The organism is Streptomyces odontomachicola, from assembly GCF_039605595.1.
In the GTDB taxonomy this organism is placed as follows: domain Bacteria; phylum Actinomycetota; class Actinomycetes; order Streptomycetales; family Streptomycetaceae; genus Streptomyces.
Genome location: NZ_JBCFOK010000016.1, coordinates 104,882 through 126,810 on the forward strand (window position 1 = coordinate 104,882; position 21,929 = coordinate 126,810).

A 21,929-nucleotide genomic window follows, 5' to 3' on the forward strand; every position below is an offset into this window, starting at 1 on the left:
GCCGCGCACCGTCGCGCGGCGCACCAGCGGCCGGGACACCGCCGTGCGCGCCCGCGGCGCCGCGGCACATCCCTGGAGGTAAGAACCACCATGCTCGCCGGAATGCCGGCCGCACCGCGCACGCCTGCCCCGCGCGCCTGGATCGGCGCCGTGGCCGCGATGTTCGCCTGCGGCTGGGGCGGCAACCAGTTCACCCCGCTGCTGCTGATGTACCGGCAGCAGGCCGGCTACTCCGCGGTGACCGTCGACGCGTTCCTCGCCGCCTACGTCCTCGGCCTGGTGCCCGGGCTGCTCCTGGGCGGCCCGCTCTCCGACCGCCTCGGCCGCAAGCCGCTGATGCTCGCGGGCTCGGCGGCCTCGCTCGTCGCCAGCGGCGTGCTCGCGGCGGGCGTCTTCGGGCAGGTGCCGATCTACGCGGGCCGGATGCTCACCGGCATCGCCCTCGGCATCGCGATGGCGGTCGGCACGAGCTGGGTCAAGGAGCTCTCGCAGGCCCCGTACGACCCCTCGGCCGAGCCCGGCACCGGCGCGCGCCGCGCCTCGCTCGGGCTGACCCTCGGCCTCGGCCTGGGCGCCGGCGTCGCCGGAGCGCTGGCCCAGTGGGGCCCGTGGCCGATGGTGCTGCCGTACGGCGTGCACATGCTGGTCGCGCTCGCCGGGCTGGTGGCCCTCGCGAAGGTGCCGGAGACCCGCGCCAGGCCCGCCGCGCCGAACGGCTTCCTGGCCGACCTCAAGGTGCCCTCGGCCGGGCACCGCCGCTTCCTGCGCGTCGTCCTGCCGATGGCCCCGTGGGTCTTCGGCTCGACCGGGATCGCGTACGCGGTGATGCCGCAGATCGTGGAGAAGCAGGTCGGCGACTGGGGGCTCGCCTACGCGACCCTGCTCACCGTCCTGACGCTGGGCACCGGCGCGCTGATCCAGCCCTTCGCGAAGCGTCTGGGCGCCCGTTCCACGGCGCGCGCCATCGTGCTCGCGATGCTGCTGATGGCCCTGGGCATGGCGGTCTGCGCGGTGGACGCCGTGCTGCTCTCCCCGTGGCTGGCCCTCGCCGCCGCGGTGCTGCTCGGCGCCGCGTACGGGATCGCCCTGGTCTCGGGCCTGCTGGAGATCCAGCGCATCGCCGGACCCGACGACCTTGCCGGGCTCACGGGCGTCTACTACGCGCTGACCTACACCGGCTTCATGGCCCCGCCCGTGCTGGCCGCGCTGTCGGCCGTGGTGCCGTACGTGGCGATGTTCGCCTTCCTCACGCTGCTGGCCCTGGGCTGCCTGGCCGTCATCGCCGGGTCGACCCGCGTGCCGGCGGCACCCGCCGGCACCCCCGCGCCGCCGGTCGCCGAGGGCGGCCCGCGGCACGGTGCGGAGGAGAGCACCGGGGAAGCCGCCGAGGAGCACTCCGAGCAGGGCGCCGTGCGCTGAGGGCCTCCGCGTGCGCGTCCCGCGTCCGTACGGAAATCAGTTGCCCGTCCCCGCAGCTCACGGCGATGATCCACCCATGTCACGCACTTTCGACGAGCTGGTGGACGAGGCCGGCTCCGTCTCCGTCGACGGCTGGGACTTCTCCTGGCTGGAGGGCCGCGCCACCGAGGAGCGGCCCTCCTGGGGCTACCAGAGGCTGATGGCCGGGCGCCTGGCCACCGCCGCCTCCGCGCTGGACATCCAGACCGGGGGCGGCGAAGTGCTGGCCGGAGCGGAGACGTTCCCGCCCGCGATGGTCGCCACGGAGTCCTGGCCGCCGAACGTCGCGCGGGCCACCCGCCTCCTGCACCCGCGCGGCGCGGTCGTGGTCGCCGACCCTGACGAGCCGCCGCTGCCGTTCGCGGACGCCGCCTTCGACCTGGTCACCAGCCGCCATCCGGCCACCGTGTGGTGGGGCGAGATCGCGCGGGTGCTGCGGCCTGGCGGCACGTACTTCGCGCAGCATGTGGGGCCGCGGACCGTGTTCGAGCTCGTCGAGTTCTTCCTCGGCCCGCAGCCCGAGGAGGTGCGCACCAAACGCCACCCCGACCACGAGTGCGCCGAGGCCCGCGAGGCCGGTCTCGACATCGCCGACGTGCGCACCGAGCGGCTGCGCATGGAGTTCTCCGACATCGGCGCGGTCGTGTACTTCCTGCGCAAGGTCATCTGGACGGTCCCCGGCTTCACCGTCGAGGGCTACCGCGACCGCCTCCTCGACCTGCACCGGCTCATCGAGGCGGAGGGCCCGTTCGTCGCCCACTCCACCCGCACCCTGATCGAGGCCCACAAGCCGGCACCGGGCAACGGCTGACCCCGCGCCCGGCCCCCGTGCCGCCCCGCCCGTCCCCGTACCGGACGCCCCGCCGCGCGGCCCGCCTCCCGGGACACCACGATCGGCAGAATGGACGCCCCCGGGAACGCAGAGGCCGCCGGCACCGGCACGCGCGCCGCAGCCGAGTCCGAGCGGCACGCCTCCTGGATCGAGCTGTTCTTCGACCTGGTCGTGGTGGCCGGCATCGGCCAGCTCGCGCACCTCCTGCACGACGGCCCTGACCTCGCCGACGTCGCCCTCTACGCGCTGCTGTACCTGGCGTTCTGGATCTCCTGGGCCTGCTTCACCGTGTACGGCGACGTCGAGGGCGAAGGCGTCAGCCCGCCCCGCATGCTGCTCGCCATGCTCGGCCTCGCCGTGATGATCGCCGCGGTCCCCGGCGTACGCGGCGCGCACGGCACGGCCTTCGTGCTCGCGTACGTGTTCCTGCGCTGGTTCGCGGGGCGGATCTGGAGCCGCGGCAAGGTGGTCATGGACTGGCCGCTCGCCCAGTTCGGCGCGGGCGCGCTGCCCTGGCTGGTCTCCGTGTGGGTGGACGCGCCGGCCCGCTACCGCCTCTGGGCGCTCGGCATCGCGCTCGACCTGCTCGTGATGCTCGCCGCCTCGGGCCGGCGGATGTTCGGCAACGCGCAGCGGAAGCTGGACCGCCTGCTCGCCCACCGCCCCGCGCCCCGGCCGGACCCGGCGGGCAGGCGCCGCGGCCCGACCGGCCCGCCCCGCCTGGAGGCCGCCTACTCCGACGCGCCCCACCTGGCCGAACGCCTCGGCCTGTACGTGATCATCGTGCTCGGCGAGGGCGTCATCCAGGTCGTCACCGCGGCCGCCGAGGTCCCCTGGGACCTCCCGCTCAGCGCCACGGCCGTCGGCGCCTTCGCGCTGCTCATCGGCGTGTGGATGCTGTCCCTGCTGTACGGCTTCGCGGGCGTGCCGCGCCTCGCCGAGGGCGCCGTCGCACCGCGCCTTACCATGGGCCTGCACTGCGTGGCCACCATGGGCCTGGCCGCACTCGCCGCCGGACTGGGCGCGGCGGCCGAGCACCCGCACGGGCCGGTCGACCCCGGGGTGCGCTGGCTGCTGTGCGCCGCCCTCGCCTGCTACTTCGCCGTGGGGCTGCTCGCCGGGTGCGCGGCCGGACGTGGGTGGGCCTGGTGCGGCGGGTGGGGGCTGCCCGGCGTCGTACTGCCGCTGCTGCTCGGCCTGTTCGGGGCGCCGCTCGACGCGGGGTGGCTGGTGTGGGTGCTGGCCGCGCTGGTGTGCTGGCAGGTGCTGCACGCGTCGGGGCCGCCGCGGCGCCCGGCCAACTCCCGTGCGCCGCAAGCGGCTTGAGTATGCTGGGCGCGGCTTGATGACGAAAACGTCAGCACCGGGCGTAACCTTTCTGCACGCGGGGCGTTGAACCGGGCAACACATGGTCCCGGCTCCCCCCGGATTCGTGTGACAGGCCCTGGCCGCGCAAGCGGCCAGGGCCTTCGTCGTGCGACAGGTCAGGCCCTGCTCAACGGCCCTCGCGCAGCCCGTCCTTCGCGGCGCCCAGGCTCAGCACCGCCTCGCGCACCGTGCGGCGCGCCCCGGCCTGCTTCGCCGTCAGCGGGCCCGCCTTCTCCGCGCGCGGCAGATTCGTGGCGCGGTATCCGCGCTCGGGATCGGCGTACGTGGGGATGAACTCCGCGCGGGCGACCCTCCACCGCCCACCGGGCTCGGCGGGCGGCCTGAAGGTGAAGCGCGGCGCCGACCCCATGGAGCCGCGCGGATCGTCCATGACCCCCGCGACCTGGTCGCCCATCCCGTACACGACCCACGTCCCGTTGCGCTTCTCGTACGCCTGCGGCACATGGGCGTGGGTGCCCAGGATCAGGTCGATGTCCGGGGAGGCGGTCAGCTCGCGCGCCACGCGCCGCTGGAGCCTGTCCGGCGCCTGCTGGAACTCGGTGCCCCAGTGCGGGCTCACGACCACCACGTCGGCGCCCGCCTTCCGCGCGGCCTTGGCGTCGGCGAGGATGCGCCGGGTGTCGATGAGGTTCACCGACCACGGCTTGGGCTTGGGGATGCCGTTGGTGCCGTACGTATAGGCGAGGTGCGCGACCGTGGCGCCGCCCGCGCGCAGCCACGCCGGGGTGCGGGCCTCCTTCGCGCTGCGGGCCGACCCTGCGTGCCGCAGCCCGGCCTCGTCCATCGCGCCGAGGGTGCGCGCGATGCCGTCCGTGCCCGCGTCGAGGGTGTGGTTGGACGCGGTGGAGCACCCGTCGTAGCCGGCGGCCTTCACGTCGGCGGCGAGCCGCGGCGGGGTCTTGAACTCGGGGTAGCCGGTGAAGGGCCCTTCCTTCTCCCCGTACACGGTCTCCATGTGACAGAGCGCCAGATCGGCGGAGTCCGCGGTGCGCTCGGCGTCCGCGAGCATGCGGCGGAAGCTGTGGCCCGTGCCCCCGGCATCGGCGCGCGCCTGCCGGATGAGTGAGTCGTGGATGAGCAGATCGCCGGTGCCGACGAGGGTGAACGGGCGCTCTCGTGGCTGGTGGGCGGCGTGCGCGGCGTGCTGCGGGGTCGGGCCCGGCTGTTGTGTCGCGCCGGGGCCCTTGCCGGAGGGTCCGGTGTCCGGCGTGGCCTCGGTGCCGCAGGCGGTGACCCCGGCGGCCACGAGGAGCGCGGCCACGCCGGCGCCCCGCAGGGTGCTGGTCAGGCGGACCGGGGTCCGTCCCGATCTGGAATGTACAAAAATATGCATAAAGGCATCAGAGGTCGCCCTCCGTGCCCGTACGCGTCAGACACACCGCCCCGGTAGTCCCGACGGCCCCCGCCGCCCAGCCCTCCGGCTCACCCGCGCTCGTTCACTCGCGCCCGCTCACTTGCAGTCCTTGCCCTTGCACGGTTCGGCGCGGCCGTTGCTGATCGCGGCGGTCGCGTCGGGCTTGGCCGCGGTGAGCGTGTAGGGGCCGGAGACCGGGTCGGCGGGCAGCCGGTAGCCCTCGGGCACGTCGGTCTCGCGCAGGTAGTAGCTGTCCAGCGGCAGGTCGCCGAAGGTGCACGTGCCCCGCTGGTCGGTGGCGCACGCCGGTCCTGTCGCGGTGTCGGGGTCGCCGCCGCCGGTCTGGAGACCCGGGGTGCCGTTGGTCTCGCGCCACGCCTGGAAGACGCCGCCCGCCAGCGGCTTGCCGTCGGCCTTGTCGGTCTTCTCCACCGTCAGGCTTCCGGTGGCGCAGGGCTCCCACCGCAGTACGGCCTCGCCGTCACCCTCCCGTTCGCCGGTGCCGAAGGTGGCGCCCGAGGGGCCCGAACTGGAGCCCCCGCCGCCCCCCGCGCCGCTGTTGTACGCGGTGGGCGAGGCCGCTCCGCCGCCGCCTCCCGTGGCACCGCCGCCGCCACCGCCGCCCGCGCCGCCGTGCGGGTCGCCGATGCTGTCGCCGCCCCGGCCGCCGGCCGGCCCCTGGGCCGCGCCGCCGTTCGTCCCGTTGGGCGGGTCCTCGACCGGCACGTTCGTACCGCCCTTGCCGCCCTCTCCGCCGGGCCGTCCCGGCTTGCCCTCGCTGTCGCCCGGCAGGCCGTTCCCGGGCTCGCCCGACTCGCCCCCGGCCCCGCCGCTGAGATCTCCGGGGAAGTGGGAGCCGCCTCCGCCGCCGCCCCCGCCCGCGGTGACGAGGGGCGTCGAGCCGGAGCCGATCACGGTCCGCCCGCCGCCTCCCCCGGAGGCGATCCCGTGGATCTGGCCGCCCACCCGGTACGCGCCGCCCTGGCCGCCCCCGCCGTAACCGCCCTCGGTGGGCGCGGTCGCGTCCCCGCCGTCGTGGCCCGCGCCGCCCACGTCCACGGTCAGGACCTGCCCTGGCCGCACACCCAGGGAGGCGGTCACCCGCGCGCCCTTGCCGCCTGCATTGCCGTACTGGCCCGCGCCGCCCGCCGCACCGTACGCGGTGACCGAGAGCGCGCAGACCCCGTCCGGGACGGTGAACCGCTGTGGCGAGCCCGTGTAGGCGAACGTCTGCGAACCCCCCTGCGCCCGCGCACCGGCGGGGGCCGGCGCGGGAGAGGCGAGCACCACTGCGGAAGCCGCGAGAGCAACGCCCATGAGGCGTGCGTTTCCATGTCTCATGGGCGCAAGGTAGGCAAGATCCTCTTCACGGCTGGTCGACGCGGCGACACGTCCGCGACAGCACCCCGAACGGGCACGCCCGCGGCTCCACTTGCCCCACGGACTAGGGCGTGTCTTGTGGATCGGCCCGGATGAGGCCGCGGCGTCTGGTGCTGTGCCTCGCAAGGCGGAGCATCACCCGCGTACTGGGCGTACTCGGGTGGTGCGACAACGCAGCGAGGCGCCGCGCCAGGCGCCGCGGCCCCGGGCTGATCCGCAAGACACGCCCTAGCCCTCGAGCGCCCCGAGGAAGTCCAGCAGCTCCTCGTTCACCTCGTGCGGGCGCTCCTGCTGTGTCCAGTGGCCGCAGCCGGGGAGCATCACGCTGCGGTGCAGGCGGGGCAGGAGCTGCGGGAGGGCCTCGATGATCTGGTCGGCGCCCGGCATCGCGGTCACCAGGTCCCGGTCACCCGCCACGTACAGCGCGGGCGGGGTCACGGGCGCACCGGCGAAGGCCGGGGTGAGCTCCCAGTTGAGGGTGGTGGCGCGGTACCAGTTCAGCCCGCCGGTGAAGGCGGCGCCGCCGTGCGGCGCGTACTCGGCGGCGAAGGCGTCGATGTCCTCCTCGGTCAGCCACTCCGGCAGCCGCCCGGGCTCGGCGAGCGCGTCGAGGACCCCGCCGCCGGGCGGCGCCGTCCACAGCCGCGAGGGGCGCTCGCCCTCGGCGGGCCCGGCCGGGACGCCGGCGAGCACGCGGCGGAAGGTGGAGCGCAGGTCGCGCGCCAACTCGGCGTCGGCGAGGCCGGGTTCCTGGAAGTAGACGAAGTAGAACCGGTCCCCCAGCGCCTTCCGCAGCATCGGCACCATCGGCTCGGGCCCGCGCGGGTACGGGGGCACGCTCAGGCCAGCGACGCCCCGTACGAGGTCCGGCCTGAACTGCGCCAGGGCCCAGGCCACCAGCGCGCCCCAGTCGTGCCCGACGACCACGGCGCGCTCCTCGCCCAGCGCGTGGACCAGCCCGACGACGTCGCCGGTCAGCTGGTGGATGGTGTACGCGTCCACGCCCTCGGGACGCGAGCTGCGCGCGTACCCGCGCTGGTCGGGCGCGACGACCCGGTACCCGGCCTCGGCGAGCGGCGCGAACTGGTGCCGCCACGAGTACCAGCACTCGGGAAACCCGTGCAGCAGCACGACGAGGGGTCCCTCGCCCTGTTCGGCCACATGCAGCCGGACCCCGTTGACCTCGACGTAACGGTGCTCGATGGCGGTCACACGCCCTCCCACTCCACCCGACGGGCACATTCGGCCCGCCAGCGTACGGCCGGGGAGGCCGCCGGGGCAGCGGGAGGGACGGAATCCGGAATCCGTCCGCGGCGTGCAGGTTTGTCCCGTGTGCCGCGGGTGACCCGCAGCACACGGCGAGTGGACCAGCAGGTCCGCGCCGGCCCCGTCGGAAGGAGACGGTCGTGCCCCTCCTCGCCCTGCTGCTGCCGCTCGCCATGTTCGGGCTGATCTTCGCCCTCGGCTATTACGAGGATCTGATGCTGCACCATCCGTACCAGCGCGAGGCGGACCGGCGGAGCGGCGCGGATACCGGCGAGGACCCCGGGGGCGGCCACGGCGCGGAGGACCCCGGGATGCTCCCGCTCCACGGGCTCCAGGACCTCAGGGAGTTCCGCGAGCTCCAGGGCATGCACGGCGCGCACGAGTTCCACGACGTGCTGCCCGACCTGCGCGAGGAGCGGGCGAACCGCTGAGCGGCCCCGCTTCACTGCGGATGCGTGCGCCTCACCGCAGGCGCGTGGCCGTGACCAGGCAGCAGCGGGGGCTGCCGTCCGGCAGTCCGCCGAGCTCGGGCAGCCCGGCGAGCTCCACCCCGAACCCGGCGCGGGTCAGCTCGTCGCGCACCTCGGTGAGCCGGAAGCTGCGGTAGTACATGACGAAGGGCGGGCGCCACACGGCGTTGCGCACCCGCATCGCGGCGTCGAAGGCCAGCAGCGACCAGGCGAGCGGCGAGCCCGCGCGGGGCGGCGCGAGCACCGGGAAGGCGAACCGGCCGCCGGGCCGCAGCACCCTCCGCACCTGCTCGAAGAGCCCGGGACGCTCGCGGGGCAGGAAGTGCCCGAACGCGCCGAAGCTCACCACCAGGTCGAAGCTCCCCGCGGCGAAGGGCAGGGCCCGCGCGTCGCCCCGTACCCACTCCTCGCGCGGGCCGCCGGCCTCCGCCTGCTCCTCAGCGGCCGCGCGGGCGACCTCCAGCATGCCCGCGCTGAAGTCGACGCCGACCGCGCGGTCCGTGCACACCCGGCGCAGCACTCCCGCCCCCGCACCGGTGCCGCAGCACAGGTCGAGGCCGCTGCCCGCGGGGCCCGAGCGCAGGAGGGCGCGGGCCACCGGATCCAGCAGGGCGCGCGGGGTGCGGAAGGGAGTGCGGTCGAACTTGGGGGCCAGCAGGTCGTAGCCGTGCTCGACGGAGGACAGCGCCTGCACGGCGAGCTCACGGAGGCTGGGGCCCTGGGGTGCGAACATCGCGGTCAGCATACGGCCGCGGCGCACCGCCGGGGCCCGAACTCGACTCCGCACGCGGAGCTCAGGGCTCAGGGCTCAGGGCTCAGGGCTCATCAGGGCAGGATCGAGTCCACGTAGCCGCCGTCGACGCGGACCGCCGCTCCCGTGGTGGCCGAGGCGAGCGGGGAGCTGAGGTAGACGACCAGGTTGGCGATCTCCTCCGGCTCGATCAGCCGTTCCAGCAGCGACTGCGGCCTGTGCTCGCGCATGAAGCGGCGCTGCGCCTCGTCCCAGGGCAGCTCGGGGTCGACCAGCTCGTACACGAACTTCTCCACGCCGCCGGTGTGCGTGGGGCCTGCGATCACCGAGTTCACGGTGACGCCGCTGCCGGACGCCTCCTTGGCGAAGCCGCGGGAGACCGAGAGCAGCGCGGTCTTGGACATGCCGTAGTGGATCATCTCGGCGGGGATGACGACGGCGGAGTCGCTGGCGATGTTCTGGATGCGGCCCCAGCCGCGCTCCTTCATGCCGGGCAGGTAGTGGCGGATGAGCCGCACGGCGGAGAGCACGTTGGTCTCGAAGTAGCGGCGCCACTCCGCGTCGGTGATCTCCAACGCGGGCTCGGCGCCGAAGATGCCGAGGTTGTTGATCAGGATGTCGGTGCGCGGCAGCCGCGAGGTGACCTGCTCCAGCCCCTCGTCCGAGGTGATGTCGCCCGGCGCGCCGATCAGCTCGGCGCCCGGCACCTGCTCCGCGATCTTCTCGATCGCGGCGTCCACCGACTTCTGGCTGCGCCCGTTCACGGCGACCCGCGCGCCCGCGGCGGCCAGGCCGGTCGCGATGGCCGCGCCGATGCCCTGCGTGGAGCCGGTGACCAGGGCCGTCTTCCCTGTGAGGTCGATGTGCATGACTGCTCGCTCTCTCGCTGTGCGGCGGCGCGCGGATGCTCCCCGGCCGCTTCGGTACGGGGCCGGACCCGGGTTCCCCCGAGCGCTCGGGCACCAAACACAATAGAAAGCGTGCGCAACTAATGCAAGTGCAACTACTTGGGGTCTACTCCGCGTCGCGCGGCTCCCCGTACCACCGCCAGCTCGTCAGCCGCGGGCGTCCCGGCAGCGAGGCGCGGCCCGTGCACCACAGCAGCGCGGGCCAAGGGGCGGCCCCCTCCGGGGCGTCGGGGAAGAGGCGGGAGAGCACCCGCGCGCACAGCTCCGCCGGAGGCTCCCAGCGCGGGAGTCCCAGGCCCTGGGCCACATCGTGCGTGTGCACCAGGGTCTCGACGACTCCCATCGCGGCGAAGCCCTCGGGCCCCGCGTTGCCGTAGACGTGGTGCGCGCGCACCTCGGGCGGGGTGGTGCGCACCATGGCCGAGAGCAGCGCGCCGCAGGTCTCCAGCACTTCCAGGAGCCCGGCCGTTCCCTGCGCGCGGTCGGTGTGCACCGCGTTCCACGGGCCCTCCGGCCTGCGCGGTTCCCACACGAAGGGCACGGTGCGGTCCAACGGGGGTTTGCGCGGGCCCAGTTGGGCGGCATACGCGAACAGGTCGTCGCTCAGGTGCTCCACCGTCTCCCAGCACGTCCACGTCAGGGAACCGGCCGGCGTCTCCCAGTCGGCGTCAGGGCCCGCGGCCCCCAGAGCGGCGACGGCGAGCCGTACAGAGCGGTCGAGGTCGTCCGCGGGGTGGGGCCTGTGGTCATCCATGCGCGGGAACGTACCGGCGGCCCGCGCACAACCGCCTCCCGTTTTCGGCCCCGTACGCGCGAGGCCCCACGCGAAGGGGCCGTACACGCAAGGCCCCGTACGCGCGAAGGCCCCGCACACGCGAAGGGGCCTGCACGCGAAGGCGCCGTGGCTCACCTGCCGTCGGCGAGCAGCGCCTCGACCTCCTCGCGGCGTGCCAGCGAGGGCTGAGCGCCGGCCCGCGTCGTGCTGATCGCCGCCGCGGCACAGGCCCAGCGCGCGGCCTCCTCCAGACCGCGGTCCTCGGCGAGGGCCACGGCGAGCGCCCCGCAGAAGGAGTCGCCGGCGGCCGTGGTGTCGACGGGGCTCACCGGGAAGGCCGGGATGTGCACGCTCGCCGCGCCCTCCAGGAGCAGCACCCCGTCGCCGCCGAGGGTGACCGCCACCGCTCCGGCGCCGGTGAGCTTGCGCGCGGCGGCGGCGACCTCGTCCAGGTCGCCGGGCACGGAAGTGCCGGCGAGCGCGGCCAGTTCGGTGCGGTTGGGCGTCAACAGGTCCACGTGCGGGGGCGGCTGCGCACCCTCGACGGCGGGCGCCGGGTTGTAGAGCACCATGCCGGTGGAGCGGCGGGCCGCCTCCTGGTTGGCCTCGTCCGGCACCTCCTGCTGGAGCACCGTCACCTTCGCGCTGCCCAGCAGGTCGGCGGCGCCCGCGCAGTCGGCGGCCGAGAGGCGGGAGTTGGCGCCCGGGCTGAACACGATGGTGTTCTCGCCCGCCGGGGACACCGCGATCAGCGCGCGGCCCGTGGGGATGCCCGGGGTGCGCAGGATGTGGGTGGCGTCCACGCCCTCCTCGCGTGCCGCCGCCAGCATCGCGTCCGCCGCGTCGTCGTCGCCGACCCGCCCGACGAACGCGACCTCGCCGCCGAGCCTGGCCGCCGCGACGGCCTGGTTGGCGCCCTTGCCGCCGGGGTGCTGGGCGATGTCGCCGCCGCGCACGGTCTCGCCGGGCACGGGGTGGTGCGGGACCGGGGCCACGAGGTCCAGGTTGAGGCTTCCGACTACTGCGATCACTGTTCCGCCTCTGCGAGTCTCTCCGGGTGGGGCTGGTGGGGCTGCTGGGGTACGGAGGCGGCGCCGTCGTCCGCGACGGCGCACTCCGGTGAGCCGTGCACGCCGCCGGCCCGGGCATCACGCACGGCATCGCCCTCCGAGGACACGGCGCCGCTCTCCGACGACTCCCGCACGATGAGGCGCGGCGCGAGCCGCACCGTCCGCTGCGGGGTGTGCCCGTGTTCCCCCGTGTCGGGGCGGCGGGCCAGCAACCTGGCGGCCTCGGCGGCGAGTTCGGCGACCGGCTGGCGCACGGTGGTCAGCGCGGGCTCCACGATCCCGGCCACGGCGACGTCGTCGAAGCCGGTCACCGCGACCTCCTCGGGCACCCGCACGCCGAGCTGCCGCAGCCGCTGGACGACACCGACCGCGATCAGGTCGTTGGCGCACACGACGGCGTCGGGCCGCCGCGGCCACAGCCGCTCGGCCGCCGTACGCCCCCACTCCACGGAGAAGTCGCCCAGCTCGGTCCTGCCGGGGCCCTCGGGGTCGAGCCTGGCGGCGCCCGCGACGTACGCGGCGTGCCGCTCCGCCGCCGCCGAGCCCGAGTCCGCGCCGGCGAAGCACACCCGGCTGCGCCCCGCGCGCCGCAGGTGCTCCAGCACGAGCGCCATCCCCGCGGCGTTGTCCACCGCGACCGAGTCGGCGACGCCGGGGCCGCAGCCGCGGTCCAGCAGCACGAGCGGTACGGCGTCCGCGGCCTCGGTCACCGCGGCGCGGCTGCGCTCCTCGTCGACCGGGATCACCACGAGGCCGTCCACCTGGCGCTCCAGCAGCGCGTCGAGCCGGGACGCCTCGACGCCCGTGTCCTCGTCGCAGTCGGCGAGCAGCACCGCGCGGCCCTCGGCGTGCAGGGCCCGCTCGACCGCGCGCATCAGGAAGGGGAAGAAGGGGTTGGTGATCTGCGGCACCACGAGCCCGACGGTGCCGGTGGCGCGGCTGCGCAGGGCGCGGGCGACGCGGTTGGGCCGGTAGCCCAGGCGCTCGGCCGCCTCCCGCACGGCGCGCGCGGTCTCCTCGCCCACCGGCCGCGACCCGGCCAGCACCCGCGAGACCGTGGACACGGAACATCCCGAGACCTGCGCCACATCGCGCAGGGTCACTTCCGTCATCGTCTCCCGCCTCGTCTCCACACCGTCCCGCGTACGAGCTCCGCGCGCGCAAGCACCGTGGCCTGATCCGGCCGCCCCGCGGCAACCCGGCGGGGGCCGCGCGCAGTTGAACCGTACGCCGTCTCCGCGCGCGGTCCGGCGCACGGCCCGGGCGCGACGGCGGCAAACGTTATCACCGACCTTTGCCGCAGAGGAGCCCCCGCGCCGGGGCGCCGGAAACCCCTTCCTCACCCCTCCCCGCTCCGCACAGCGTGATTTCGGCCATTGACATGCCGTGCCCCACTGAGCAGTCTCGTCGGCGAACGTTTTCCCACGGCGCGGCCGAGCGCGGGCGCGCAGCGGGGCGGCGGCAACACAGCACCATCGGCACCACCGTTCAGAGCAAAGGGGCTCCCCCGTTGTCCAGAAAGATCATCCTCGACTGTGACCCCGGCCACGACGACGCGATAGCCATGCTCCTCGCGCACGGCTCTCCGGACGTCGAACTCGTCGGCGTCACCACCGTGGTGGGGAACCAGACGCTGGAGAAGGTGACGCGGAACGCCCTGTCCGTGGCCCGCATCGCCGGGATCACCGGGGTGCCGTTCGCCGCAGGCTGCCCGCGCCCGCTGGTCCGCACGGTGGAGACCGCCCCCGACATCCACGGCGAAACCGGCCTGGACGGCCCCGAGTTGCCCGACCCCGGCATCGAGCTGGACGAGCGGCACGCGGTGGACCTGATCATCGACACCGTGATGGCGCACGAGCCGGGCGAGATAACCATCGTGCCGACCGCGGGCCTCACCAACATCGCGCTCGCGGTGCGCAAGGAGCCCAGGATCGCGGAGCGGGTGCGCGAGGTCGTGCTGATGGGCGGCGGCTACCACCAGGGCAACTGGAGCCCGGTGGCCGAGTTCAACATCGTCATCGACCCCGAGGCCGCGCACATCGTCTTCAACGCGGGCTGGCAGGTGACCATGGTGGGCCTCGACCTGACCCACCAGGCGCTGGCCACCCCCGAGGTCACCGAGCAGATCGCGGCGCTGGGCACCGGGCCCGCGCAGTTCGTGAACGAGCTGCTGGAGTTCTTCGGCGAGACCTACCGCAAGGAGCAGGGCTTCCCGCACCCGCCGGTGCACGACCCGTGCGCGGTGGCCTACGTCATCGACCCCTCGGTCATGACCGTGCGCAAGGCGCCCGTGGACATCGAGCTGTCCGGCGGCCTGACCCTGGGCATGACCGTCACCGACTTCCGCTCCCCCGCGCCGGAGAACTGCCGCACCCGGGTCGCCGTCGACCTCGACCACGGCCGCTTCTGGAACCTGGTGCTGGACGCGCTCAAGCGGATCGGAGACGTCAAGCCATGAACGTCTCCGTCTCCGCCCCGGCCGGGGCGCCGGGGACCGGCCCCGCTGGCCGTCCCGTACGGGTCGGCGTCCTGGTCACGGCGCTGCTCGCGGCCTGTTTCGCCTTCCAGCTCAACGCGAGCATGCTCAGCCCGGCGCTCAAGAGCATCCAGGACACGCTGGGCGCGACCTCGGCCGAAGTGGGCATGACGCAGACCGCGTTCTTCACCTCGGCTGCGCTGTTCTCGCTGTTCCTGCCGCGGCTCGGCGACGTGATCGGCCGCCGCAGGGTGCTCACCGGGATGCTGGTGCTGATGGTGGTGGGCTGCGCGGTGGCGGCCCTCGCGCAGAACGTGCCGATGCTCTTCGTGGGCCGCGTCATCCAGGGCGTCTCGGGGCCGACCGTCCCGCTCTGCCTGATCATGCTGCGGATGGAGGTCACCGAGCCGAAGAAGTACGGGACCCTGCTCGGCGTGATCACCGCCGTGAACGGCGGCATCGCGGGCGTGGACTCGCTCGCCGGCGGCTACCTCGCCGACCACTACGGCTTCGGCGCGGTGTTCTGGGCGATGGCCGTGGTGGGCGCCGTCGCCGCTGTGCTGGTGGGCGCGCTCACCCCGGAGTCCCGCGCGGAGGACTCGACCCGGATGGACTGGCCGGGCGTCCTGCTGCTGGTGATCTCGGTCGGCACCCTGCTGACCGCGCTCAACGAGGCGGGAAAGCTGGCGGCCGCCAACTGGCCGATGATCGCCGGGCTCACGGTGATCGCGGTGATCGCCTTCGCGCTCTTCTGGCGCACCGAGGACCGCAGCGGGCACCCGCTGGTGGCCACCCGGCACCTGCGCCAGCGCCGCACCTGGGCCACCCTGCTGACCACCGTGCTCACCATGACCGGCGTCTTCGCCGTCATGAACGGGCTGCTCCCCGCCTTCGCGCAGGACGCGCACGCCGGACTCGGCATGTCGGCGCAGGAGTCGGCGTGGTGGACCCTGACCCCGTACGCGCTCGCCGGACTGGCGATGGGCCCGATCGCGGGGCGGCTCGCCGCCACCCACGGCTACGGGCGCATCCTGCGCCTGGGCCTCACCGGCGCGGCGGCCACCGTGCTGCTGATGCTCCTCACCCTGGGCACCCAGTCGCGCGCACTGCTGCTCGCCGCCTCGATCCTGGTCGGGATCACCTACGCGGGAGTGGGCAACATCGTGCTGAACGGCCTCGGCATCGTGCTCTCGCCGCGCGAGAACCCGGGCTTCCTGCCGGGGCTCAACGCGGGGGCCTTCAACCTCGGTTCGGGGCTGAGCTTCGCCGTGCTGTACGCGGTGCAGACGGCGGCCCAGCCGGCCGACAAGAGCTCGCCGGGCGGCTACACCGCCAGCATGGTCGCGGGCGTGATCATCATGGCCGTCGCCATCGCGGCGTCCTTCCTGATCCCCAAGCCCGTGCAGGCGGAGGCCCGCGCGGACTGAGACCGCGCGAGGCCGTCGAGTCCCCAACACGCCCGCGCGTCCCGGCAGTCGGCCGGGGCGCGCGGGTACGTTTTTTCAGGGGCCGGTCACCGGGTCTTCCGCTCAGGGCGCGTATTCGAGCCAGCCGATGTCGTGCACCTCGATGGCGTCGTCGCGCACGCCGTACAGCAGCCAGCAGCCGTCGCCGAAGGCCTGTCTGCGCTCGCGGGCTCCCGGGCCCGGCACGCGCGGATAGTGCTCGGGGCGCTCGCGCACCCGCTCCAGCACCTCCAGCACCTCGTCGCGGGCGGTGTCGTGCGGCAGCCCGTCCAGGACGCCGATCGCCCGCCCCTCCATCATCACGCTGTGCATCCCCGCACCCCCAAGTTGTGGTCGTACGGCGACGATACGTTCGTCACCGGGCGCGCCGTCACCGCCCAGTCGGGTGAACTGCCGGGTGTGCGGCGGGGGGTTGACAGCCCGGCATTCCTCACCATGTGCATCCGTACGAGTGCGCTCCGTGTCAACCTGCCGGGCAACTCCCGCGCGGCACCGCCCCGTACGATCCCGTAAGACTCCCTCCGCCGTGTACAGGGAAGCGGGCGCGGACCGCGTTCGACGTGCGGGATCACGGTATGAAACGGTGGAAACCTAGAAATATCCATCGCTGAGGGAGGAGACGCCATGTCCTCGAAGCGCCGCCGCAAGAAGATGGCCCGCCGCAAGAACGCGGCCAACCACGGTAGGCGACCCCAGTCCTGAAAAGGGCAGTCGCCCCTGCGGACCCCTTCCGCAGCATCACGGCCCCCGGGAGCTGCTCCCGGGGGCCGTCGTGCGTCTGCGGTGGGTGGCTCAGACTGAGGCGTGCGCCGCGTGCCGCGCCCTTCCCCGCTGCCCGCCGCCCCGTACGGGCCCGGCGAGCTCCTCCCCGAGGCGCTCGGTCACCGTCACGGTGCGCAGCCCCGCGGTCAGTGCGCGGGCCCGTACGCCGGAGACCTCGCCGGAGCCGGGGTCGCTGACCCAGGCCAGCCCGGTGCGCGCGGCGAGGGCGTCGAACTCCGCGCGCAGCGCCCCCGGCCGCACCGGCGCCCCGCCCTCGGCTGCCTGCGCCAGCGCCTCCAGGTGGCGGTCCAGCAGCCCGGCGAACTCGGCCATCTCCGGCAGCACTTCGGCGCCGTCCCGCGGCAGCCGGTCCACGAGCTGGGTGGCGCACCGGGTGAGCTCGAAGACGGAGGTCTGGATGCGGGCGAGTTCGGCGTGGCTCCAGCGTGCGCGGTGGCCGCGCGGTTCGTGCGGGAGCTTGGCGACGGCCTCCTCCAGTTCCTCGCGGGCGTGCCGCGCGGCGCCGCGCAGGGCCTCCAGTTGGGCGCCGTCCAGCGCGCCGACCTCGGTGTAGCCGGTCAGCACGGCGGGCAGCAGCCGCCGTTGGGCGCGCAGCCAGCGGCCGAGCAGCGCGGGCACGCGGTGGTGGTGCCAGGTGGGCAGCAGCAGGAAGATCACCAGGGCGATGAGCGCACCGAGCAGCGTGTCGGCCGGACGCCCCCAGGCCACCAGGCCCTGTTCGGTGCCCATCCGGTGCAGCAGGAAGACCAGCCAGGTGGTGAGGAAGAGGTTCAGGGTGTGCTGGCCGGTGCGCAGCGTGGCGAAGACCAGCGCGGCCAGTGCCACGGCGGCGATCGCCGAGGCGCCGTCGCCCCAGTGCAGTTGGAAGAGCCCCCAGGCGACGAGCCCGCCCGCGATGGAGCCGACCGGACGGGCCCAGCCGCGCGCGAAGGTGTGCTCGTAGTCGGGGAAGAGCACCAGCATGGTGGTCAGCGCCGCCCAGAACCCGTGCGCGGGGAGCCCGTGCCCCCAGAAGTCGCCGATCGCGCGGCCCGCGGCCTCGCCCACGGTGGTGCCGATGCCGACCCGCAGCGCGTGCCGCAACAGCGGGGCGCCGGGGCGCAGTTGCTCGCCCAGCCGCCGCAGCCAGTCGGTGACCGCTCCCTTGGACGCGTACAGCGCGGCCGTCTCCTGGTGCGGCCCGGCCTCCTCCGGGGCGCGGCGGTCGGCGGCGAGCGCGGCGAGGCGGCCGGCCTCGGTCAGCCGGGGCAGCAGGTCCCCGGCCAGTGAGCCCTGCCAGGCGTTGAGCTTCTCCCACGCCTCCTGCGGCGCGGGGTGTTCACGGCCGCGCGCGACCGTCTCGGCCACCGCGTCCAGCACCTCGGCGAGCGCGCCGCGCGGAACGCCGGCCGCGCCCGCGCTCGCGTACAGCCCGCGTCGGATGCGTTCCGCCTCGCCCAGCAGCCCGTACAGCGGGGCGGCCGCCGGGCGCGCGAAGCGCGGGAGCAGGGCGAGGGCGCGGCGGGCGAGGGTGAAGGGCGCCGAGGAGACCGGCTCGGCCTGGCCGGAGCCCTGCGCCGCGCGGGCGTGTGCGGCCAGGGCGCGGTAGAGCGCGGCGAGGGTGCGGCGCTGGGCGGCGTGCCGGCGCCCGTACGGCGGGAGGAGCTGGGCCAGCACCACCAGTCCTGCGCCCGCGGCGATCCACCCGGCCATGTCCAGGCCGGCGGTGACGCCGGGCGAGACGTCGGCGGTGATCAGCATGCCGATGACGACCAGGCACGCGCGGATGCCGGGCGCGGCGCCGAGGGCGCGGGCGAGCCCGGCGAGGAAGGCGGCGACGGCGAGGACGATCAGGAAGTACCAGCCGACGCGCTGCATGTAGACGCCGACGGCGGCGGCCGCGCTGAAGCCCACGGCCATGACCAGGGCGTTCACCACCCGGTGCCGCATGGGCGCGAGCAGGGTGCCGATGCCGCAGATGAAGGCGCCGACGCTCATCATCGTGGCGGCCAGCACGTCGCCGCTCGCCCAGCCGATCGCGGTGGCCGCGGCGACCGCGAGCACGGCGCGGGCGATCGCCCAGGGGTCCGCGAGTGTCCGTTCCGTACGGAATGCCTTGCGTACGGTGTGTCCGAGCGATACCGCCCAGGCCATCTCCGAAGCGCCTCCTCGACTGCTCGTCCGGCCTCCCCCTTCTTTATTAGTTGTAACATACATCGGTATTGCGCGACAGCCCCCTCCCCGGCCCCACCGGTACGTCGCACCCCGCAACGCCCCGTCCGTATCCCGCCAGCGCCCGTGTCCCGCGCGGCGGAGGCTGGACCGCATGCGATCAACAGCCCACGCCCACGCACCCGTCGAGCCCGGCATCCTCTACTGGGGCACCCCCGTGGTGCTGATCTCCTCGCTGAACGAGGACGGCGGCGCCAACCTCGCGCCCATGTCCTCCGCCTTCTGGCTCGGCTGGCGCGGCGTGCTCGGCCTCGGCGCCTCCTCGCAGACCGCGCGGAACCTGCGCCGCACCCGCGAGTGCGTGCTCAACCTGCCCTCCGACGCCCTCGCCCCCGCCGTCGACCGGCTCGCGCTGACCACGGGCTCGGACCCCGTACCGCCGCGGAAGGAGCAGCGCGGCTACCGGTACGAGGGGGACAAGTTCGGCCGCGCGGGGCTGACGCCCGAGCCCTCGGAGACGGTCGGGCCGCCGCGGGTGCGCGAGTGCCCCGTCGCGATGGAGGCCGTGGTGGAGGCGGAGCACCCGGTGGCCGAGGACGACGCGCGGCAGCGCGGTTCGGTGATCGCCTTCGAGGTGCGGGTGCAGCGCGTGTACGCGCACGGGGACATCCGCGTACCGGGGGACCCCGACCGCATCGACCCGGACGCCTGGCGCCCGCTGATCATGAGCTTCCAGAGGCTGTACGGTCTCGGCCCCCAGGTGCACCCCTCCACGCTGGCGCGCATCCCGGAGTGCCTCTACCGGGGGCCCGACATCGAGCGGGCGCGGCAGGCGCGGCAGGCGACGGCGAGTACGCGGTGACGGCTGCTGACCGGTGACCCAGCCGTCGGCCGGTGGACTAGGCGCGGGCCGCGTGGCGTTCGACCGCGCGGAGCACCGGGGCCGGGCCGTCCTCCGCCGCCAGGCGGGCCGCGAGTGCGGTGGCCCGCTTCTGGTAGCCGGGGTCGGCCGTGACCTCGGTCAGGGCCGCGGCCAGCGCGTCGGCGGTGAGGCGGCGCAGCGGGAGTGCGCGCGGCGCGACGCCGAGCCCCGTGAGGCGGCAGGCCCAGAAGCCCTCGTCGAACTGCACCGGCACGGGCACCGCCGGCACCCCCGCGCGCAGCCCGGCGGCCGTGGTGCCCGCGCCGCAGTGGTGGACCACGGCGGCCATGTGCGGGAAGAGCAGCGTGTGCGGGAGTTCGCCGACGGTGAGCAGGCCCTCGCCCTCGCCGCGCAGCCCGCTCCAGCCGCCCTGGATCACGCCGCGCAGCCCCGCGCGGCGCAGCGCGGCGACCATCAGCGCGCTGATCCACTCCGGGTCGGGAACGGTGGCGCTGCCGAGGCCCACGAACACCGGGGGCGGCCCGGCCGCCAGGAACTCCCGTACGCGCACCGGGAGTTGACCCTCGGGCTCGTCGTACGGCCACCAGTAGCCGGTCACCGTCAGCCCGCTGCGCCAGTCGCGCGGGCGGGGCACCACGAGCGGGCTGAAGCCGTGCAGCACCGGCCAGTTGCGGCGCTCGCGGTCGCGCCGCGCGCGGTACGGGCCGCTGCGCGGCAGCCCGAGGCGGCTTCGTACGGTGCGTCCCGCGTCCGCGAAGATGCTCTCCACCACGGCGTTCAGCGCGCTCCCCGAGAGCCGGTTGCCCGCGGCGCCCCAGGAGCGGGTGCCGAGGACGGGCGCGGCGAAGTCGCGGGTGGGCGCGAGGGGTTGGAGGTAGACGCCCATGCTGGGCAGCCGCAGGCCCTCGGCGATCGCGTGGCCGACCGGCGCCAGGGACCCGGACAGCAGCAGGACGTCGCTCCCCCGCGCCGCCTCCAGCATCCCGTCGGTCATGCTGCCGGTCAGCTCCCTGGCCATCGACGCGAGCCTGAGCAGCTTGGCCGCGCCGGTGGAGCTGCGCTCCAGTGCCCTGCCGCGCTCGCCGGCGAGTTCGGCGCGCGGGTCGACGGGCAGGGGGTGGAAGTCCACGCCGGGGACCCGCGCGGTCTCGGCGAAGGATCCGTGGGTGGCCAGCGTGACCCCGTACCCGGCCTGGGCGAGGCGGTGCGCGAGCCCGGTATAGGGCGCGACGTCTCCGCGCGAACCCGCTGTCATCAGTGCGACACGCATGGTGACCAGTATGGACCGGCGCCCCCTTCCGACGGCCATCCCCGCGGCCTCCCCGGCTGCGAGGGCGGTTGCGCCGCCCGGTTGGCCCGCCCGTTACGCCACCCGGACGCCGCCCGTGCCCCGCGCCGGGGCCCTCCCGCCCCCGCGTACAACGGGGCTCACGCGCATGCCAGTTCAGGAGCAGCGGGCGCGCCCCGGCGCCCGGCGGTGCCCTGCGCCACGGCTCACCCGGCGTGACCGGCACAGCGCAAATATCATGAGCGGGCGGCGTGCCGGGCTCTCCGGCGCGCCGGACGGCGGCGAGTGGGGAGTGGACATGGCGCGGCGGCGACCCTCCCGTTCGGTGAGCGCCGATGACCTGCTCACCCGTCTGGGGCGGCTCACCGCACAGGCGCGGGAGGGGATAGAACTCCAGCAGGCGCGGGTCGAGCTCGCCGAGGCGCTGCAGCGCGAGATGCTGCCGGGCACGCTGCCCTCGCTTCCGGGCGTACGGGTCGCCGCGCGGTACACCCCGGCCAAGGACGGCCTGGACATCGGCGGCGACTGGTACGACAGCTTCCACCTGCCCGACGGCTCGCTCGGCTTCTCCATCGGGGACGTGCAGGGGCACGACGTGGAGGCGGCCGCGTTCATGGGCCAGGTGCGCATAGGGCTGCGCGCGGTGGCGGCCACCGCGCCGGAGGCCGACCCCGGCGAGGTCCTGAGCAGGGCGAACGAGCTGATCCTCGGCACCGGCTACGAGCTCTTCGCCACCTGCAGCTTCTACCGCTTCCGCCCCGAGACGCAGGAGCTCGAGGGCGCCCGCGCGGGCCACGTCGCCGCGGTGTGGGCCACCGAGGACGGCCGCTCCGGCATAGCGGAGGACGAGGGCGGACTGCCCCTGGGCGTGCAGTCCGGCGAGGAGTATCCGGTCACCCGCCGCCGCCTCAGCACCCCCGGCGCGATGGTGCTGCTCACCGACGGCGTGGTGGAGGGCCCCTCCTTCACGATCGAGGAGGGCCTGGCGCAGGTGGCCAGGGTGGCCGGCGCCGACCCCGTCGCCGATCCGGGCGACCTGGCGGCCGCGGTCATGCGGGTCGCCGAGCAGACGGGCCACGAGGACGACGCGGCGGTCCTGGTGATGCAGTACGACGGGAAGCCGCACGGGGATTCGGGCGGGGCGCCGGGCGAGGTACGGGGCGGGGCGCCGGGCGGTCCGGCGGACGGGCCGGCGGATGGGCCCACGTACGAGGATCGCGGCGGCCCGG

General features: G+C 74.9%; 19 protein-coding genes and 1 pseudogene. 9 read left to right on the forward strand and 11 right to left on the reverse strand.

Features of this window, described 5'->3' with window-relative positions; all coding sequences use genetic code 11:
* The first annotated feature begins 102 nt into the window (after positions 1 to 102).
* The 3 genes from ABEE00_RS26950 to ABEE00_RS26960 all read left to right on the forward strand — a co-directional run bounded on the left by ABEE00_RS26950 (position 103) and on the right by ABEE00_RS26960 (position 3,616).
* Positions 103 to 1,419, forward strand: a complete 1,317-nt coding sequence (locus tag ABEE00_RS26950; protein WP_345748270.1) for an MFS transporter — start codon at positions 103 to 105, stop codon at positions 1,417 to 1,419.
* Positions 1,420 to 1,495: 76 nt separating this feature from the next.
* The gene (locus ABEE00_RS26955) at positions 1,496 to 2,269 is read left to right on the forward strand and encodes a class I SAM-dependent methyltransferase (protein WP_345748271.1); all 774 of its coding nucleotides are present in this window, start codon (positions 1,496 to 1,498) and stop codon (positions 2,267 to 2,269) included.
* 90 nt (positions 2,270 to 2,359) lie between these two features.
* Positions 2,360 to 3,616 (forward strand): low temperature requirement protein A, encoded by a 1,257-nt coding sequence (locus tag ABEE00_RS26960; RefSeq protein ID WP_345748272.1) that lies wholly within the window; start codon positions 2,360 to 2,362, stop codon positions 3,614 to 3,616.
* Between the two features lie 169 nt (positions 3,617 to 3,785).
* On the opposite strand, the gene ABEE00_RS26965 is transcribed toward ABEE00_RS26960, so the two are convergent.
* The 3 genes from ABEE00_RS26965 to ABEE00_RS26975 form a co-directional block, all read right to left on the reverse strand.
* Complete coding sequence (locus ABEE00_RS26965; RefSeq protein ID WP_345748273.1) at positions 3,786 to 4,940, reverse strand: CapA family protein; 1,155 nt, start codon at positions 4,938 to 4,940, stop codon at positions 3,786 to 3,788.
* 189 nt (positions 4,941 to 5,129) lie between these two features.
* Positions 5,130 to 6,374: a prealbumin-like fold domain-containing protein gene (locus tag ABEE00_RS26970; protein ID WP_345748274.1), complete on the reverse strand. Its 1,245-nt coding sequence runs from the start codon at positions 6,372 to 6,374 to the stop codon at positions 5,130 to 5,132.
* A 267-nt stretch (positions 6,375 to 6,641) separates the two neighbouring features.
* A complete protein-coding gene (locus ABEE00_RS26975; protein ID WP_345748275.1) occupies positions 6,642 to 7,655 on the reverse strand; it encodes an alpha/beta fold hydrolase in 1,014 nt (337 codons plus the stop codon).
* A gap of 164 nt (positions 7,656 to 7,819) precedes the next feature.
* On the opposite strand from ABEE00_RS26975, the gene ABEE00_RS26980 reads away from it, so the two are divergent.
* The gene (locus tag ABEE00_RS26980; protein ID WP_345748276.1) at positions 7,820 to 8,110 is read left to right on the forward strand and encodes a hypothetical protein; all 291 of its coding nucleotides are present in this window, start codon (positions 7,820 to 7,822) and stop codon (positions 8,108 to 8,110) included.
* Positions 8,111 to 8,141: 31 nt separating this feature from the next.
* Here ABEE00_RS26980 and ABEE00_RS26985 read toward each other — a convergent pair whose 3' ends face one another.
* From ABEE00_RS26985 to ABEE00_RS27005, 5 genes are all read right to left on the reverse strand, one after another.
* The gene (locus tag ABEE00_RS26985) at positions 8,142 to 8,882 is read right to left on the reverse strand and encodes a class I SAM-dependent methyltransferase (protein ID WP_345748277.1); all 741 of its coding nucleotides are present in this window, start codon (positions 8,880 to 8,882) and stop codon (positions 8,142 to 8,144) included.
* Between the two features lie 92 nt (positions 8,883 to 8,974).
* Positions 8,975 to 9,769, reverse strand: a complete 795-nt coding sequence (locus tag ABEE00_RS26990) for an SDR family NAD(P)-dependent oxidoreductase (protein WP_345748278.1) — start codon at positions 9,767 to 9,769, stop codon at positions 8,975 to 8,977.
* A gap of 145 nt (positions 9,770 to 9,914) precedes the next feature.
* The gene (locus ABEE00_RS26995) at positions 9,915 to 10,562 is read right to left on the reverse strand and encodes a hypothetical protein (protein WP_345748279.1); all 648 of its coding nucleotides are present in this window, start codon (positions 10,560 to 10,562) and stop codon (positions 9,915 to 9,917) included.
* Between the two features lie 152 nt (positions 10,563 to 10,714).
* Complete coding sequence (locus ABEE00_RS27000; RefSeq protein ID WP_345748280.1) at positions 10,715 to 11,614, reverse strand: ribokinase; 900 nt, start codon at positions 11,612 to 11,614, stop codon at positions 10,715 to 10,717.
* The gene (locus tag ABEE00_RS27005; RefSeq protein ID WP_345748281.1) at positions 11,611 to 12,765 is read right to left on the reverse strand and encodes a LacI family DNA-binding transcriptional regulator; all 1,155 of its coding nucleotides are present in this window, start codon (positions 12,763 to 12,765) and stop codon (positions 11,611 to 11,613) included. Before ABEE00_RS27005 ends, ABEE00_RS27000 begins: the two co-directional genes overlap by 4 nt.
* A 398-nt stretch (positions 12,766 to 13,163) precedes the next feature.
* Here ABEE00_RS27005 and uriH point away from each other — a divergent pair, with 398 nt between their 5' ends.
* Positions 13,164 to 14,111: a uridine-preferring nucleoside hydrolase UriH gene (gene uriH / locus ABEE00_RS27010; protein WP_345748282.1), complete on the forward strand. Its 948-nt coding sequence runs from the start codon at positions 13,164 to 13,166 to the stop codon at positions 14,109 to 14,111.
* A complete protein-coding gene (gene uriT / locus ABEE00_RS27015; protein ID WP_345748283.1) occupies positions 14,108 to 15,556 on the forward strand; it encodes a uridine transporter UriT in 1,449 nt (482 codons plus the stop codon). Before uriH ends, uriT begins: the two co-directional genes overlap by 4 nt.
* Positions 15,557 to 15,658: 102 nt before the next feature.
* On the opposite strand, the gene ABEE00_RS27020 is transcribed toward uriT, so the two are convergent.
* Complete coding sequence (locus tag ABEE00_RS27020; RefSeq protein ID WP_345748284.1) at positions 15,659 to 15,907, reverse strand: hypothetical protein; 249 nt, start codon at positions 15,905 to 15,907, stop codon at positions 15,659 to 15,661.
* Between the two features lie 312 nt (positions 15,908 to 16,219).
* Here ABEE00_RS27020 and ABEE00_RS35885 point away from each other — a divergent pair, with 312 nt between their 5' ends.
* The gene (locus ABEE00_RS35885; RefSeq protein ID WP_474775254.1) at positions 16,220 to 16,297 is read left to right on the forward strand and encodes a 50S ribosomal protein bL37; all 78 of its coding nucleotides are present in this window, start codon (positions 16,220 to 16,222) and stop codon (positions 16,295 to 16,297) included.
* 90 nt (positions 16,298 to 16,387) lie between these two features.
* On the opposite strand, the gene ABEE00_RS27025 is transcribed toward ABEE00_RS35885, so the two are convergent.
* A complete protein-coding gene (locus tag ABEE00_RS27025) occupies positions 16,388 to 18,511 on the reverse strand; it encodes an FUSC family protein (protein ID WP_345748285.1) in 2,124 nt (707 codons plus the stop codon).
* Between the two features lie 172 nt (positions 18,512 to 18,683).
* Here ABEE00_RS27025 and ABEE00_RS27030 point away from each other — a divergent pair, with 172 nt between their 5' ends.
* Positions 18,684 to 19,391 (forward strand): flavin reductase family protein, encoded by a 708-nt coding sequence (locus ABEE00_RS27030; protein WP_345748286.1) that lies wholly within the window; start codon positions 18,684 to 18,686, stop codon positions 19,389 to 19,391.
* A 37-nt stretch (positions 19,392 to 19,428) separates the two neighbouring features.
* On the opposite strand, the gene ABEE00_RS27035 is transcribed toward ABEE00_RS27030, so the two are convergent.
* On the reverse strand, positions 19,429 to 20,682 hold the full coding sequence (locus tag ABEE00_RS27035) for a glycosyltransferase (protein ID WP_345748287.1): 1,254 nt from the start codon (positions 20,680 to 20,682) through the stop codon (positions 19,429 to 19,431).
* 316 nt (positions 20,683 to 20,998) lie between these two features.
* Here ABEE00_RS27035 and ABEE00_RS27040 point away from each other — a divergent pair.
* Positions 20,999 to 21,829: pseudogene (locus ABEE00_RS27040) on the forward strand (PP2C family protein-serine/threonine phosphatase); the annotation flags it as partial.
* Positions 21,830 to 21,929 lie beyond the last annotated feature (100 nt).

What these genes read in the sequence shown, in the direction of transcription:
- ABEE00_RS26950 (WP_345748270.1), top strand. Translation starts at nt 103, where the DNA reads ATGCCGGCCGCACCGCGCACGCCTGCCCCGCGCGCCTGGATCGGCGCC.
- ABEE00_RS26955 (WP_345748271.1), top strand. Translation starts at nt 1,496, where the DNA reads ATGTCACGCACTTTCGACGAGCTGGTGGACGAGGCCGGCTCCGTCTCC.
- ABEE00_RS26960 (WP_345748272.1), top strand. Translation starts at nt 2,360, where the DNA reads ATGGACGCCCCCGGGAACGCAGAGGCCGCCGGCACCGGCACGCGCGCC.
- ABEE00_RS26970 (WP_345748274.1), bottom strand. Translation starts at nt 6,374, where the DNA reads ATGAGACATGGAAACGCACGCCTCATGGGCGTTGCTCTCGCGGCTTCC.
- ABEE00_RS26975 (WP_345748275.1), bottom strand. Translation starts at nt 7,655, where the DNA reads ATGTGCCCGTCGGGTGGAGTGGGAGGGCGTGTGACCGCCATCGAGCAC.
- ABEE00_RS26985 (WP_345748277.1), bottom strand. Translation starts at nt 8,882, where the DNA reads ATGTTCGCACCCCAGGGCCCCAGCCTCCGTGAGCTCGCCGTGCAGGCG.
- ABEE00_RS26990 (WP_345748278.1), bottom strand. Translation starts at nt 9,769, where the DNA reads ATGCACATCGACCTCACAGGGAAGACGGCCCTGGTCACCGGCTCCACG.
- ABEE00_RS26995 (WP_345748279.1), bottom strand. Translation starts at nt 10,562, where the DNA reads ATGGATGACCACAGGCCCCACCCCGCGGACGACCTCGACCGCTCTGTA.
- ABEE00_RS27005 (WP_345748281.1), bottom strand. Translation starts at nt 12,765, where the DNA reads ATGACGGAAGTGACCCTGCGCGATGTGGCGCAGGTCTCGGGATGTTCC.
- uriT (WP_345748283.1), top strand. Translation starts at nt 14,108, where the DNA reads ATGAACGTCTCCGTCTCCGCCCCGGCCGGGGCGCCGGGGACCGGCCCC.
- ABEE00_RS27020 (WP_345748284.1), bottom strand. Translation starts at nt 15,907, where the DNA reads ATGCACAGCGTGATGATGGAGGGGCGGGCGATCGGCGTCCTGGACGGG.
- ABEE00_RS35885 (WP_474775254.1), top strand. Translation starts at nt 16,220, where the DNA reads ATGTCCTCGAAGCGCCGCCGCAAGAAGATGGCCCGCCGCAAGAACGCG.
- ABEE00_RS27025 (WP_345748285.1), bottom strand. Translation starts at nt 18,511, where the DNA reads ATGGCCTGGGCGGTATCGCTCGGACACACCGTACGCAAGGCATTCCGT.
- ABEE00_RS27030 (WP_345748286.1), top strand. Translation starts at nt 18,684, where the DNA reads ATGCGATCAACAGCCCACGCCCACGCACCCGTCGAGCCCGGCATCCTC.
- ABEE00_RS27035 (WP_345748287.1), bottom strand. Translation starts at nt 20,682, where the DNA reads ATGCGTGTCGCACTGATGACAGCGGGTTCGCGCGGAGACGTCGCGCCC.